The organism is Streptomyces sp. NPDC001700 (assembly GCF_053596435.1).
This window is the reverse complement of record NZ_JBSFGE010000030.1, coordinates 13,159-27,020: the sequence shown is the minus strand read 5'-3', so window position 1 is coordinate 27,020 and position 13,862 is coordinate 13,159. Positions and strand designations below refer to the sequence as shown.

Here is a 13,862-nt window from a genome sequence, read left to right as displayed (position 1 = left end):
AAGTGCTTAGTAGATACGCATCTTGGCCATATCGCGCGAACGGGATACCAAGGGGCGTCGTCTTCACGCATTCCCGGAGGTAGTCCCCTATGGCCCCGCGCGCCACCACCCGTCGTTTTCCGCATTCGCCTACGTCCCTCGCGCGGGCCCGCGCCGCCGTGATCGCCGTGGGTGTGGGCGCCTCGCTCGCGCTCGGCGCCGGGGTGACGTTCGCCGCGGAGGCGACCGCCCCCAGCGGTCCGGCCCAGGCCGCCCAGGCCGTCCAGGCCGCCAAGGCCAAGAAGGCCGACGCATGGGAGACCCCGGTCGCCAAGTACACCCTGGGCGCCGCCTTCGGTCTGGCGGGCAACCTGTGGTCGCACAACCACAGCGGCCAGGACTTCGTGGTGCCCACCGGCACCCCCGTGCGCGCCGCGCACACCGGCGTCGTGGTGAAGGCGGGCCCGAACGGCGCCGGTGACGGTCCGGCGTACGGCAACGCCATCGTGATCAAGCACGACAACGCCACGTACACGCAGTACGCGCACCTCTCCCGGATCGACGTGCGCATAGGCCAGAGCGTGACCACCGGCCAGAACATCGGGCTGTCCGGCAGCACCGGCAACTCCACCGGCCCGCACCTGCACTTCGAGGTCCGTACGACGCCGAACTACGGCTCGGCCGTGGGGCCGCTGACCTTCCTGCGGGAGCACGGCGTCAAGGTCTGACCGGCGCCGGGCCTTCCCGGCGTCACTGGTCGCCCAGGCGCTCCGCTGGCGCGTGCGCCTGGGTCAGAAGATCGAGGGCGACTTCGAGGACGGCTTGCCGCTTCTCCTCGGGGTCGCCCTCGATCGTCTGCAGCGCGAAGGCCCCCGCGTGCATGCTGAAGAGCGCGGTCGTGCAGCGGACCTGCTCGGTCAGGCCCGCGTCGGGGTCGCGGATGAGGGCGGACATCGCGATCATCCGGTCCTTGAAGACCTGGCCGATGCTCAGCTCGCGCACCGTCGCCTGGTTCTCCTGCATGAAGCGCAGCAGCGGCTCGACGTCGGCCAGGGCGGAGCTGTAGCGGCGCAGCAGCTCCCGCTTGGTCTCCAGGGTGCGCGGCTGCCGCTCGCCCCAGGCGATCAGCTCGTCCAGCGGCTTGCTCAGGTCCTGGAAGAGGCTGAGGACGATGTCTTCCTTGGTCTTGAAGTGGTAGTAGAGCGCCGCCTTGGTGACATCGAGCTGTTCGGCGATCTCGCGCAGCGAAGTCTTCTCGTACCCCTGCTTGGCGAAGAGGTCCAAGGCCACGTCCTGGATGCGCTGACGGGTATCGCCCCGGCGCGGTGCAGTGCCCAAGATGCTCTCCTGTGGGGGTGGGGCCAGCCCTCTGAGCAGGCCGAACAGAACTTACTTGACGCCCGGCTAGTAGACGTCTTACCGTTCCCACTGTACTCAACTAGCCGGGCGGCAAGTAAGTGGCGCGTCACCGGAGCTCGTCGTAACCAGGGGGAGTGGAGATCATGTCCCAGAAGAAACCAGAAGGTGAAGTGCCACCCGCTTCCCTGCCCGCACAGGGCGCCGCCCGGCCCGCTCCGGGCACGGAGGGCAAGCAGGGCAAGGAGCCGAAGACCCACAGCACCAGCGTGGTGATCCTGGCCCTCATGATCGCGATGCTGCTCGCGATGCTCGACAACATGATCGTCGGCACCGCGATGCCGACCATCGTCGGCGAGCTGGGCGGCCTTGAGCACCTCTCGTGGGTGGTGACCGCGTACACCCTGGCGACCGCCGCCTCGACCCCCATCTGGGGCAAGCTCGGCGACATGTACGGCCGCAAGGGCATCTTCCTCACCTCCATCGCCCTCTTCCTCGCCGGTTCGGCCCTCTCCGGCATGGCCCAGACGATGGGTCAGCTGATCGGCTTCCGGGCCGTCCAGGGCCTGGGCGCGGGCGGTCTGATGGTCGGCGTGATGGCGATCATCGGTGACCTGGTGCCGCCCCGGGAGCGTGGCCGCTACCAGGGCATGATGGCCGGTGTGATGGCCGTGGCCATGATCGGTGGCCCGCTGGTCGGCGGCACGATCACCGACCACCTCGGCTGGCGCTGGATCTTCTACATCAACATCCCGCTCGGCGCGATCGCCCTGTTCGCGATCAGCGCGGTGCTCCACCTGCCCAAGAAGCGCTTCGAGGGACGGATCGACTACACCGGCGCGGCCCTGCTGACCGTCGGCATCACCGCGCTCGTGCTGCTCACCACCTGGGGCGGCAACGAGTACGCCTGGGGCTCGGTCGAGATCATCGGGCTCGGCGTGGTCGGCGTCCTCGCGCTCGCCGCGTTCCTCTTCGTCGAGAAGCGGGTCGCCGAACCCGTACTGCCGCTGCACATCTTCCGGATCGGCAACTTCTCGCTGGTCACGATCATCGGCTTCCTCACCGGCTTCGTGATGTTCGGCTCGATGACCTTCCTGCCGCTCTTCCAGCAGACCGTCCAGGGCGCCTCGGCCACCAACTCCGGTCTGCTGCTGCTCCCGATGCTGCTGAGCATGATGGCCGTCTCGCTGGTCGCGGGCCGGGTCACCACCCAGACCGGCAAGTACAAGATCTTCCCGATCCTGGGCGGCTTCCTGATCACCGCGGGCATGTTCCTGCTGGCGCAGATGGACACCGAGACCACCCGCACCACCTCCGGCATCTACATGGCGGTGCTCGGCGCGGGCATGGGCTTCCTCATGCAGACGACGATGCTGATCGCGCAGAACAGCGTCGAGATGAAGGACATGGGCGTCGGCTCCTCCTCCGCCACCCTCTTCCGCACCCTGGGCGGCTCCTTCGGCGTCGCGATCCTGGGTGTCCTGTTCAACAACCAGGTGAACGACACCATGGCCGAGCGGGGCGGCGGGAAGGCGGCGGCCGTCACCTCCGGCAGCGCCCAGCTCGACCCGGCCAGCATCGGGAAGCTGCCCCCGCCCATCAAGGACGCCTACCTCCACGCCGTGGCCAGCGGTGCGCAGCAGGTGTTCCTGTGGGGCGCGGTGATCAGCATCGTCGGCTTCATCGCGGCCTGGTTCATCAAGGAGGTCCCGCTGCGCGCCTCCGCCGCCAAGTCCGAGGACGGCGACAAGGCCCCGACCGACGCGGTGCCGGTCGCCGAGACCGTCTGACCCGTAGGACCGCCGAGCCGCCCCGCCCTTCTGCCGAAGGGCGGGGCGGCTCGCGTCAGTCCGGGACCTCGATGACCGGGAAGCTGCCGGTGTTGGTGGGCGCCGACTCCGGCAGCCAGAGCACCGCCACCGCGCCGTCCTCGCCCTCCACCGCCGGATCCGCGTTACGGAACGTCAGCCGCGCCCCGAGCACCCGGGCCTGGCCCGCGGCGATGGTCAGGCCCAGCCCATGGCCCTGGCCCGCCCGGTCCTTGCTGCCGGTACGGAACCGGCTCGGCCCGTCCTTCAGCAGCGCGTCCGGGAAGCCGGGCCCGTGGTCACGCACCCGCAGCACCCGCCCCTCCACGGTGACCTCGAACGGCGGCTTGCCGTGCCGGGCGGCGTTGGCCAGCAGATTGCCGAGGATGCGTTCGAGACGGCGCGGGTCGGTGGAGACGTAGGCGTCCCGGGACACCACCGTGACCACCGCGTCCGGGGACACCACCCGCACCCGGCGGGTGATGAACTCGGCGAGGTCGATCTCCTGGAGTTCGGCCCGCTCGGCGAAGCCGTCCAGCCGGGCCACCTCCAGCACGTCCTCGACCAGCGTGCGCATCGCCTGCGCCCGGTCCCGTACCAGCTCGGTGGGGCGGCCCGGGGGCAGCAGCTCGGCGGCGGTCAGCAGCCCGGTGACCGGGGTGCGCAGCTCGTGGGCGATGTCGGCGGTGACCCGCCGCTCCGCCTCCAGCCGCTCCTGCAGCGCCTCGGCCATGCCGTCGACCGCGCGCGCCAGGTCGTCGGTCTCGTCGCGCACCCGGCCGCCGATGGCGTCCCGTACCCGCACCTCGGAGTCGCCCTCGGCGAGTTTGCGGGCCGCGGTGGCGGCCTTGCGCAGCCGCCGCGAGAGCTGATCGCCTATCAGCACGCCGAGCGCGATCCCGCCCAGCACCACGGAGACCGAGCCGAGGATCAGCACCCGGTCCAGGTCGTCCAGGACGGCGAAGCGGTCCTGGAAGCGGGTGTGGACGGAGAGCACCTTGCCGTCGCGCAGCGGCACCGACGCCCACACCTCGGGGCTGCCGGTGCCGGAGTCCTCCAGATAGGTGGCGCGCTGCCCGCGCGCCGCGAACTTCCGCAGGTCCTCCGGCAGCCGCTGGTCGTCCAGCTTGGCGCCGAAGCCCAGCACCCGGGACTGCTCGTACCACTTCTGTGCGACCTTGACCCGCTCGTCCATCACCGTGCGGCTGTTGTCCAGCATCGAGACCCGGGCCGCGTTGTGGACGACGAGGCTCAGCGCGACGGCGACCAGCGCGCTCACCGCGGCGATGGCCAGGCTGACCTTCCAGCGCAGTCCGGAGCGGAGCGCGAGTCTCACCATGGTCCGCTTCAGCCCCTGAGCTTGTAGCCGAAGCCGCGGACCGTCTCGATGCGGTCCTGGCCTATCTTGCCGCGCAGCCGCTGGACATGGACGTCGACGACCCGGGTGTCCCCGCCCCAGCCGTACTCCCACACCCGCTCCAGCAGCCGGTCGCGGGAGAGCACGGTGCCGGGCGCGGCCGAGAACTCCAGCAGCAGCCGCATCTCGGTCGGCGTCAGCGCGACCTGCTCACCGCCCTTGCGGACCTCCATGCCCTCCGGGTCCACCTCCAGGTCGCCGAAGCGCAGCACGCCGCCCTCGGGCTCCTCGGGGTCCGGCTGTTCGCCGCCGCGGCCGCCGGGGCCGCTGGCGTGGCCGAAACGCCGCAGTACGGCGCGGATGCGGGCGACCAGCACGGCGCCGTCGAAGGGCTTGGTGACGTAGTCGTCGGCCCCGGCCTCCAGGCCCAGCACCACGTCGATCGAGTCGGCGCGGGCCGACAGCATGATCACGGGAACGGTGGACTCGTCACGGATCCGGCGGCACAGGCTGACCCCGTCCAGGCCCGGAACCATCACATCCAGCAGGGCGATGTCGGGCCGGGAGGCGCGGAACCGCTCCAGCCCGGTCAGCCCGTCGGGCGCGGCCGTCACCAGGAAGCCGTCGCGCTCCAGGGCGAGCTGGGTGGCCTCGCGGATGACATCGTCGTCCTCGACGAAGAGCACATGGGTTTCGGCCACAGCCTCGGTTCAGCCTTCCGTTCCGTCGTCCTCGCCGCTGTCCTTCACGGCGGCGCTGGGAGCGGGCTCCTCCGTGGGGCCGTTCTTGCTGTAGTCGGTGTGCTTGTGCCGGATCACGGTGAACGCCTCCCTGCTCGCCGCCCAACGGTAGGTGATCACATCTTCGCGTGAAGGGCAGCAGACGGTGTCACCCGAGGCGTACGAGAGCTTGGTGACGCTCAGATCGCCCTTGACGACGTCGGCGTAGACCGGCGGCTGCTCGTCGCTGAAGACGTTCTCGTACCGAGGCCCCACCTTGCGGTACACATACGAGCCGATGCCGAAGCCGTCGTCGCAGCTCGTGACGTTGATGACGAGGTCGGACGCGGCGGGTCCGGTCAGCTTCCCCCGGGCCACCTCCACCGGGTAGCCCTTGACCGGCTTGCCCTTCCCGGCCGCCGCCGTGCACGGCTGGAGGTGCGACTTCAGGTCCTGGCCGACCTTCGGGTCCTCTTTGATCAGCCGCACCGCTTCGGCCTTCCGCACGGCCGGGGGCTTGGCCGTCCCGCCGCCCGCGTACGAGCCGTGGTCCTGCGCGGCGGGCGAGGTCCACTGGGTGCGGGCCGGGCCCTCGGTCCGCACGCCCTGGCTGCTGAAGCTGCATCCGGCCAGCATCCAGCCGCCGGCGGCCGCGAGGCCCACGACCGCGCCGCCGGTGATGATGGCGGACCTGCTGGGCATGCGGGTCCTGCCGGTCCTGCCGGTCCTGCCGGTCCTGCCGGTCCTGCCGGTCCTGCTGGTCCTGCTGGTCCTGTCGGTCCTGTCAGGAGAGGCCTTGATCAGGCCGCGCACCGTTCCTGCCCCCGCTCCTGGCGGTCACGCCGGACCTGGTTCCGGACCCGGAGCGGCTTCGCGGCGGCGGGCTGCTCCGCCCGCTCGCGGCCCAGCGCGCGGGCATCCAGCTCGCGGCTCTCCAGCTCCTGCCGCAGCCGGGCGAGCGCCCGGTGCAGCGTGCTCTTGACCGTGCCGGTCGACATACCGAGCGCCTCCGCCGTCTCCTCCGTCGTCATCTGCTCCCAGTGTCGCAGCACCACGACACTGCGCTGCTTGGGAGCCAGCACCCCGAGGATGTCCATCAGCAGGGCCCGGTCGGCGTGCTGCTCGGTGCCGTCCTCGACGCTGGACTCCGGCAGCTGCTCGGTGGGCACCTCGTCCAGCTTGCGGGCGCGCCACCACTCGGTCCGGGTGTTGATCATGACGCGGCGGAGGTACGCGTCGGCGAGGGACTTGTCGGCTATCCCGTCCCAGCGGCCGTAGGTGCGCACGAGCGCGGTCTGCAGGAGGTCCTGTGCCTCGATCGGGTCCGGAACCAGTCGGCGGGCGCTGCGCAGCAGCGCGTCCTGCCGGTTGCGCACGTACTCCTCGAAGTCCAGAACCTCGCCGCTGCTGCCGGTCATCACGCAGCCCTCCATCCCGCTGTCTTCCCCACGTTGGATGCCGGTCGTTCGCCCGGCACGGGAAGGACGCTACGGAGGGGCTGTTGCGGCGCCATGTGCGTCAGCACCTCGGGATACGCACAGCTGTCCATAGGTTGTGTAACAGCGGAACCCGGTTCGACGGAGTGTCAGAACCGGGTCCTGGCAGTGTCACAGCTCTGTCACAGACGCCCTGGTGAGGCCGTGAAACCGGGCTGTGGCAAGGGATGTCGGATCAGGTCAGCTCAGGTCAGCTCAGGTCGGTTCAGGTCATCGGCAGCCGGTAGAGGCCGCCCGCGAGCGGTTCGACGAGACCGTCGGAGACCAGCCCGTCGAGCGCCCGGGCCCGCTGCACCGGCTCGTTCCACACCTGGTCCAGCGCCGCCTGCGGCACGGGCGCGACCGCCTCCCGCAACACCGCCAGCAGCTTGCCGCGCACCTGACGGTCCGTCCCGGCGTACGTCTGGCCGCGCCTCGGCGGGCCGTCGTGCTCCGGCGAACCGGCCCCGCGCCAGGCGCAGGACGCGGCGATGGGGCAGCGGGCGCAGTCGGGGGTGCGGGCCGTGCAGACCAGCGCGCCCAGCTCCATGGTGGCCGCCGCCCAGCGCGACGCCGTCCGCTCGTCGTCCGGCAGCAGGGCGCGGGCGAGCTTGCGCTCGGCGGCGGTGGTGGCGTTCGGCGGGTACTGGGCGCCGCCGACCGCCCGCGCGAACACCCGGCGCACATTGGTGTCCAGCACCGGGTGGCGCTGTCCGTACGCGAACGAGGCCACGGCCGCCGCCGTGTACTCGCCGACCCCCGGCAGCGCGAGCAGCTGCGCGTGCTCCTCCGGTACGTCACCGCCGTGCCGCTCCCTTATCGCCGCCGCCGCGCCGTGCAGCCGCAGCGCGCGGCGCGGATAGCCGAGGCGGCCCCAGGCGCGGACCGCCTCACCGGGCGGTTCGGCGGCCAGGTCGGCGGGGCGCGGCCAGCGGGCGAGCCACTGCTCGTACACCGGCAGCACGCGGCTCACCGGCGTCTGCTGGAGCATGAACTCGCTCACCATCACGCCCCACGCCCCCGCCTCCGGGCGGCGCCAGGGGAGGTCGCGGGCATGGGCGTCGAACCAGTCGATGACGGGCCGGTGGAGCTCGGCACCGTCGGGGGTCGGTGTTGCGGCGGCCGGGGCGGCGGAAATGGCAGTCATCACATCCGATCCTGACATGACGGAACGCCCGATGGGGGGCCGGAGGCGCGGGCGTTCGGGTCGACCCGGGGCAGATCTGTGCGAAACGGGGCAATTGAGGTGAGGCTGCGCGGCGGGCGGCCGGGTGCGGACCGGGCTGTTGTCGCCCAGGTGGCCGATCCGGTCGGATGATGAGAAAAGTAGGGAGTCCGGCGGCGGTTATTGGCGGGTGTGGGGGCCGATCTCCCATAGAGTTTCCGCGTGGGATCTCTGCGCAATCCGATCGGGCCGCTTCCCTCCTCCATCTACTGGCGGCGGAGGGCTGTTGCGCTGGCCCTGCTCGCACTCATCGCACTGCTCGTCATCTGGGCCTTCGGCTGGGGTGGTTCGGGCGGCGGCGGAAGCGACGAGGGGAAGGGCCCGGGCGGCGGCCCCGCCCGCACGATCACCCCCGGACCGACCACCTCCGGGCCAGTGAACAGCCAACGGCCGGGCGGCCGCGACGAGTCGGACACCGGCGGCACGGGCCCCGGTTCGGGTTCCGGCTCCGGCTCGGACTCCGGCTCCGGCTCCGGTGACACCGGCGGCGACGGCGGTACGGGCGCGGACGGCGACGGCGGTACGGGCGATACGGGCGGCAGCGGGGCCACCGGCGGCACCGGCGACGGACTCGGCGACGGGGACGGCCAGGGGCTGCCCGTCGGATCGAGCCTGCCGGAGTGCGAGCGCGGCGATGTCGAGCTGACGGTGCGCAGCGTCAAGGACGCGAAGGTGAAGAACACCTACGAGGCGGATGAGAAGCCGACGTTCGAAATCACCGTGAAGAACTCCTCGAACAGCTCCTGCGCGGTGGACTTCGGCCGGGCGGCCGCCTCCCTGACCATCACGGACGCGGACAACGAGCACGTCTGGGCCTCGGACGACTGCCCCGAGGGCACCGCCACCGCCCTGATCGAGGTGCCCGCCTCCGGTGAGACCAAGCGCACCGTGGAATGGGACCGCGAGCGCACCGCCGCCCACTGCGCGACGCCGAAGGGCGGCAAGGCGGCGGGCCCCGGCACCTACCTGGTCGAGGCGAAGCTGGACGGCCTGGGCGCGGCCAAGGTGTCGTTCGTCCTCGCCAAGGACTAGCGGCTGACAGCGACAGCAGAGGGGCCGGATCCGCATCGGATCCGGCCCCCTCTGTTATGCGGCTCGCCGTGCCGCTACACGTACCGCTCCAGGATCGACGACTCCGCCAGCCGCGACAGGCCCTCGCGGACCGAGCGGGCCCGGGCCTCGCCCACGCCGTCGACCATCTGCAGATCGTCCACGCTCGCGGCCAGCAGCTTCTGCAGCCCGCCGAAGTGCTCCACCAGCCGCTCGATGATCGCCCCCGGCAGCCTCGGCACCTTGGCCAGCAGCCGGAAGCCGCGCGGGGAGACCGCCGAGTCCAGGGTCTCGGGGGAGCCCGTGTACCCCAGGGCGCGGGCCACGATGGGGAGTTCGAGCAGCTCGGTGTGGGTGAGCCGGTCCAGCTCGGCCAGCGCGTCGGCCACGGTGCGGGTGCGCTTGGCGGTCGGCTCGGGCACGTAGTCCCGTACGACCAGCTCCCGCTCCGGCTCCACGCCCGCGATCAGCTCGTCCAGCTGGAGCGAGAGCAGACGGCCGTCCGTGCCCAGCTCCACCACGTACTCGGCGATCTCGGTGGCGATGCGCCGGACCATCTCCAGCCGCTGCGCCACCGCGCTGACGTCCCGGACGGTGACCAGGTCCTCGATCTCCAGCGCGGAGAGCGTGCCCGCCACCTCGTCCAGCCGGAGCTTGTACCGCTCCAGGGTGGCCAGCGCCTGGTTGGCGCGGGAGAGGATGGCCGCGGAATCCTCCAGGACCCGCCGCAGCCCGTCCACGTACAGCGCGATCAGCCGCATGGACTGGCTGACGGACACGACCGGGAACCCGGTCTGGATGGAGACGCGCTGCGCTGTGCGGTGCCGGGTGCCGGTCTCCTCGGTGGCGATCGCCGCGTCCGGGACGAGCTGCACCCCCGCCCGCACGATCTTGCTGATGTCCTTGTCGAGAACCAGCGCCCCGTCCAGCTTGCACAGTTCGCGCAGCCGGGTGGCGGTGAATTCGACGTCGATGATGAAGCCGCCGGTACACAGCGACTCGACGGTCTTGTCGGTGCCGAGCACGATGAGCCCGCCCGTGTTTCCACGGAGGATGCGCTCAAGGCCGTCGCGCAGCGCCGTGCCCGGCGCGACGGCGCTCAGAGTGGCACGCATCAGACTGTCGGCTTTGCCGGGATTCGATGCCCGGTCGCCTGCTGCCACTGCACTCCTCCGTCACAAGGTCTGAATCGGTGCCGCGAGTCGCCCTTCCGCGCCGCTGACGAGGCCACGTACGGGCGAGACCAGGGCAAAGTCTACCGGCGGTCCCCGGCCTCCCGTGGGGTCTCCCGGCGTACGCCCGTGGGCGGCAGGTGGAGCGCGGCTTCCCCGGCGGTCCGGATCGCCCCGCTCACCACCGCGAACGCCCCCTCGCTCACCCCCGCTCGGGGGCGTCCGCCCGCGCGCGGTCCGTGCGCTCGCGCCGGGGCAGGACGCGCAGTGCGTCCCCTATGTCCGCCACCTCCAGCACCCGCATGCCCTCCGGGACGCGGCCCGGATCGGTGGGCACCAGGGCGTGGGTGAAGCCCAGCCGGGCGGCCTCGGACAGCCGCCGCTGCACCCCCGTGACCCGCCGGACCTCGCCCGCGAGCCCCACCTCGCCGATCGCCACCAGGTTCTTGGGCAGCGGGGTGTCGCTCGCGGCGCTCGCCAGCGCGAGCGCCACCGCGAGGTCCGCCGCGGGCTCCGACAGCTTCACCCCGCCCACCGTGGCGCTGTAGATGTCGCGCTTGCCGAGCGCGCTGATCCGGCCGCGCTGCTCCAGGACGGCCAGCATCATCGAGACGCGGGAGGTCTCCAGCCCTGAGGTGGTGCGGCGGGGGGAGGGGATCTGCGAGTCGACGGTGAGCGCCTGCACCTCGGCCACCAGCGGGCGGCGGCCCTCCAGGGTGACGGTCAGGCAGGTGCCGGGCACCGGCTCGGCGCGCCGGGTGAGGAACAGCCCGGACGGGTCGGCGAGGCCGGTGATGCCCTCGTCGTGCAGCTCGAAGCAGCCCACCTCGTCCGTCGCCCCGTACCGGTTCTTGACGCCGCGGACCAGCCGCAGCCGGGCGTGCCGGTCGCCCTCGAAGTGCAGCACCACGTCGACCAGGTGCTCCAGCAGCCGGGGGCCCGCGATCGCCCCGTCCTTCGTCACATGGCCGACCAGCAGCGTGGACATGCCGCGCTCCTTGGACGCCCGGATCAGCGCCCCGGCCACCTCCCGCACCTGGGCCATGCCGCCGGGCGCGCCGTCCAGCTCGGGCGAGGCGACGGTCTGCACGGAGTCCAGGACCAGCAGCGACGGCTTGACCGAGTCGAGATGGCCGAGCACGGCGGACAGATCGGTCTCGGCCGCGAGGTAGAGATGCTCGCTCAGCGCCCCGATGCGGTCGGCGCGCAGCCGGACCTGACCGGCCGACTCCTCCGCGGTCACATACAGCGTGCGGTGGTCGTCGCTGGCCGCCTTGGCCGCGACGTCCAGCAGCAGCGTCGACTTGCCGACGCCCGGCTCCCCGGCGAGCAGCACCACGGCGCCGGGGACCAGGCCGCCGCCGAGCACCCGGTCCAGCTCGTCCACACCGGTGGAACGGGCGGTGGCCTGGCGGCCGTCGATCTGGCCGATGGGCAGGGCGGCGGAGGTGACCCGGCCGGGCGCGGTGGTCCGCACGGCGGGCGCGCCGAACTCCTCGACCGTGCCCCAGGCCTGGCACTCCGGGCAGCGGCCGAGCCACTTGGCGGTGGTCCAGCCGCACTCGGTGCAGCGATAGGAGGGCCGGTCCTTGGCAGATGAACGGGAGGAGCTACGGGCAGCCATGACGCCAACGCTAGCGCCGGCCACCGACAGCGGGGCGTGCGGGCCGCGTGCGGGGGCCGCTTGTGGGCTCATAGCAGTTCTGTCGCGCGTGAGAGGGACACCTGTCCCCTTATGAGGGAGATGGTCACCCGTAAGGGTTAAAACTGCCGAAGTAAGGCGAGCAAGTCTGCTTCATCCGCCTACGGTCGCCGGGTGATGAGCAGCAGGTCCGAGCACTCGACACACGCCACCGGCGCACACCGGGCGCAGCGCCGCGCGCCCCGCGTCGCCGCCACGCGCCCCCAGCGGCCTCCCGCGCGCTACGAGCCGTATCTGGACGGTCTGTTCACCTACTGCCTGTCGGTCCTGTGCGAGCACGACGCCGCGGCGGTCACGCTCGGCGATGTGCTGGCCGTCGCCGAGCGGCGGCTCGGACGGGGGCGCGGGCGCGGCCGCGCGGAGGCAGAAGAGGAGCCGAGCCGCCCGTGGCTCTACGCGGTCGCCCGCTGGGCCTGTCTGCGCAAGCTCGCCGAGCTGCGGGAGCGGCGGGAGCCGCGCGGGTCATGGGAGCCGACGGGCGGGCGGGGCGGTCCGGACACCGCGCTGCCCGAGCCCGTCGCCGACCGGCGCCGCCGCGAACTCGCCGCGCTCGCCTGGCCCGAGGCCGCCGGGACCACCGCCGCCCAGCGCGAGGCGCTCGAACTCAACGTCCGCCACCAGCTCGGCCCCGCCGAGGTCGCCGCCGCGCTCGGCAAGGACGCCGACGAGACCCGCGCCCTGCTCTCCAGCGCCGCCTGCGAGGTCGAGCGGACCCGCGCCGCGCTCGCCGTCGTGGAGCTGGGCCACTGCCCGGTCGTCGCCCGGCTCGCGGGCGACACCCAGGTGCTGCTCTCCGCCGCGCTCCGCCGTGAGCTGGTGCGTCATGTCGACGACTGCCGCGAATGCCGCCGGATGGCGGAGCGGGCCACGGCCGACGGCCCCTGGCCCGGTACGGCCGCCGCCCCCGCCGCGCTGCCGCTGGTGGAGGCGGACCGCTCCGCCGTGCACGCCGCGATGCTGTGCGCCCTGAGCGCACGCCCCGCGCGTGCCACGGCCGGTCCGCGCTTCGACCGGCGCGGCTTCCCGCTGGACCCCCAGGACCGCGCCGCCCGCCGCCGCCGACTGCGCAGCCGCGCCCTGACCACGACCGTGGTCGCCACGGTCGTGGCCGCCCCGGTGCTCGCCCTGTGGGCCGCCTACCGGGGCGCCCCGCTCGCCGGTGACGAGCACGACACGGACTCGGTGGCCGCCGCCGCGGCGGACGGTGAGCAGGATCGGTCCGCCGGGCGTACGTACGAGCAGGCGGGCAGCGCGCAGGACCGTTCCGGCGCGGCCAAGCTGCGCGGTCGCGCCGGAACGTCGGCCCCCGACGTGACGGTCGAGGTCATCGGCGTGGACGGCAAACCCGAGCGCCACGCCAAGGGCCGCGGACCTTCCCGCGGCGGTGACGCCCGCCCCGACACCCACGGCCGCCCCGGCGACGGCCCCGCCCCCTCCCGCCCCGCGCCCGGCCCCGGGCGGCTCACCGTGGAGGCCCAGCCGAGCGGCGATGTGACGGTCATCACGCTGTCCGCCTCGGGCGGCGCCCCGGTGCGCTGGTCCGCCTCGGCGTCGGGCGCGTCCTGGCTCCAGCTGAGCCGCACCGCGGGCGAGCTGCGCCCCGGCCAGTCGGCGACGATCACGGTCGCGGTCGACCACGACCGCGAGCCCCCGGGCCGCTGGCGCGCACGGGTGACGGTGTCCCCGTCGGGCGCGATGGTCCAAATCGAAGGCCAAGGCACCCCCCCGACCCCCACCCCAACCCCCACCACATCCACTCCGCCCCCCTCGCCCTCCACCCCACCCCCCTCGGACTCCCCACCCCCGAAGGACTAGCGGGCCCCGCGCCCGAGGGCGGTTTGTCCCCCACCCCGCCCCTTCCCGAAACCAGGGGCAAGGCCCCCGGACCCCCGGCGCCCAGAGCGCGCAGCCCTGCCCGCCGCCGCCCCGGGGCGGGCGCCCCAGAAGGCGCGCGGGAGGGGAAAAGCCCCCTCAGCGCCGACCAGGGTCCTGGGGCCCGGGGCGCAGCCCCTGGTTTCG

At 72.7% G+C, this 13,862-nt stretch carries 12 protein-coding genes; 4 read left to right on the top strand and 8 right to left on the bottom strand.

Features of this window, described 5'->3' with window-relative positions; translation table 11 throughout:
• The first annotated feature begins 89 nt into the window (after positions 1-89).
• On the top strand, positions 90-707 hold the full coding sequence (locus ACWC5C_RS36165; protein ID WP_450882595.1) for a M23 family metallopeptidase: 618 nt from the start codon (positions 90-92) through the stop codon (positions 705-707).
• 22 nt (positions 708-729) lie between these two features.
• On the opposite strand, the gene ACWC5C_RS36160 is transcribed toward ACWC5C_RS36165, so the two are convergent.
• Positions 730-1,317, bottom strand: a complete 588-nt coding sequence (locus ACWC5C_RS36160; protein WP_450882593.1) for a TetR/AcrR family transcriptional regulator — start codon at positions 1,315-1,317, stop codon at positions 730-732.
• 164 nt (positions 1,318-1,481) lie between these two features.
• Here ACWC5C_RS36160 and ACWC5C_RS36155 point away from each other — a divergent pair, with 164 nt between their 5' ends.
• A complete protein-coding gene (locus tag ACWC5C_RS36155; RefSeq protein ID WP_450882591.1) occupies positions 1,482-3,125 on the top strand; it encodes an MDR family MFS transporter in 1,644 nt (547 codons plus the stop codon).
• A 55-nt stretch (positions 3,126-3,180) separates the two neighbouring features.
• Here ACWC5C_RS36155 and cseC read toward each other — a convergent pair whose 3' ends face one another.
• From cseC to ACWC5C_RS36130, 5 genes are all read right to left on the bottom strand, one after another.
• Positions 3,181-4,482, bottom strand: a complete 1,302-nt coding sequence (gene cseC / locus ACWC5C_RS36150; RefSeq protein WP_450882590.1) for a two-component system sensor histidine kinase CseC — start codon at positions 4,480-4,482, stop codon at positions 3,181-3,183.
• A gap of 8 nt (positions 4,483-4,490) precedes the next feature.
• Positions 4,491-5,201: a two-component system response regulator CseB gene (gene cseB, locus ACWC5C_RS36145; RefSeq protein ID WP_450882588.1), complete on the bottom strand. Its 711-nt coding sequence runs from the start codon at positions 5,199-5,201 to the stop codon at positions 4,491-4,493.
• A 9-nt stretch (positions 5,202-5,210) separates the two neighbouring features.
• Positions 5,211-5,921 (bottom strand): hypothetical protein, encoded by a 711-nt coding sequence (locus ACWC5C_RS36140; RefSeq protein ID WP_450882586.1) that lies wholly within the window; start codon positions 5,919-5,921, stop codon positions 5,211-5,213.
• Positions 5,922-6,019: 98 nt separating this feature from the next.
• A complete protein-coding gene (locus ACWC5C_RS36135) occupies positions 6,020-6,637 on the bottom strand; it encodes a SigE family RNA polymerase sigma factor (RefSeq protein WP_450882584.1) in 618 nt (205 codons plus the stop codon).
• Between the two features lie 283 nt (positions 6,638-6,920).
• Complete coding sequence (locus ACWC5C_RS36130; protein WP_450882582.1) at positions 6,921-7,841, bottom strand: A/G-specific adenine glycosylase; 921 nt, start codon at positions 7,839-7,841, stop codon at positions 6,921-6,923.
• Between the two features lie 240 nt (positions 7,842-8,081).
• Here ACWC5C_RS36130 and ACWC5C_RS36125 point away from each other — a divergent pair, with 240 nt between their 5' ends.
• On the top strand, positions 8,082-8,951 hold the full coding sequence (locus ACWC5C_RS36125) for a hypothetical protein (RefSeq protein WP_450882580.1): 870 nt from the start codon (positions 8,082-8,084) through the stop codon (positions 8,949-8,951).
• A gap of 74 nt (positions 8,952-9,025) precedes the next feature.
• Here ACWC5C_RS36125 and disA read toward each other — a convergent pair whose 3' ends face one another.
• Positions 9,026-10,084: a DNA integrity scanning diadenylate cyclase DisA gene (gene disA / locus ACWC5C_RS36120; protein ID WP_385447599.1), complete on the bottom strand. Its 1,059-nt coding sequence runs from the start codon at positions 10,082-10,084 to the stop codon at positions 9,026-9,028.
• Between the two features lie 259 nt (positions 10,085-10,343).
• Complete coding sequence (gene radA, locus ACWC5C_RS36115) at positions 10,344-11,765, bottom strand: DNA repair protein RadA (protein WP_450882578.1); 1,422 nt, start codon at positions 11,763-11,765, stop codon at positions 10,344-10,346.
• 195 nt (positions 11,766-11,960) lie between these two features.
• Between radA and ACWC5C_RS36110 the strand changes: the two genes are divergently transcribed.
• The gene (locus tag ACWC5C_RS36110) at positions 11,961-13,658 is read left to right on the top strand and encodes a BACON domain-containing protein (RefSeq protein ID WP_450882576.1); all 1,698 of its coding nucleotides are present in this window, start codon (positions 11,961-11,963) and stop codon (positions 13,656-13,658) included.
• Positions 13,659-13,862: the final 204 nt, after the last annotated feature.

What these genes read in the sequence shown, in the direction of transcription:
- ACWC5C_RS36165 (WP_450882595.1), top strand. Translation starts at nt 90, where the DNA reads ATGGCCCCGCGCGCCACCACCCGTCGTTTTCCGCATTCGCCTACGTCC.
- ACWC5C_RS36155 (WP_450882591.1), top strand. Translation starts at nt 1,482, where the DNA reads ATGTCCCAGAAGAAACCAGAAGGTGAAGTGCCACCCGCTTCCCTGCCC.
- cseC (WP_450882590.1), bottom strand. Translation starts at nt 4,482, where the DNA reads ATGGTGAGACTCGCGCTCCGCTCCGGACTGCGCTGGAAGGTCAGCCTG.
- ACWC5C_RS36140 (WP_450882586.1), bottom strand. Translation starts at nt 5,921, where the DNA reads ATGCCCAGCAGGTCCGCCATCATCACCGGCGGCGCGGTCGTGGGCCTC.
- ACWC5C_RS36135 (WP_450882584.1), bottom strand. Translation starts at nt 6,637, where the DNA reads ATGACCGGCAGCAGCGGCGAGGTTCTGGACTTCGAGGAGTACGTGCGC.
- ACWC5C_RS36130 (WP_450882582.1), bottom strand. Translation starts at nt 7,841, where the DNA reads ATGACTGCCATTTCCGCCGCCCCGGCCGCCGCAACACCGACCCCCGAC.
- disA (WP_385447599.1), bottom strand. Translation starts at nt 10,084, where the DNA reads ATGCGTGCCACTCTGAGCGCCGTCGCGCCGGGCACGGCGCTGCGCGAC.
- radA (WP_450882578.1), bottom strand. Translation starts at nt 11,765, where the DNA reads ATGGCTGCCCGTAGCTCCTCCCGTTCATCTGCCAAGGACCGGCCCTCC.
- ACWC5C_RS36110 (WP_450882576.1), top strand. Translation starts at nt 11,961, where the DNA reads ATGAGCAGCAGGTCCGAGCACTCGACACACGCCACCGGCGCACACCGG.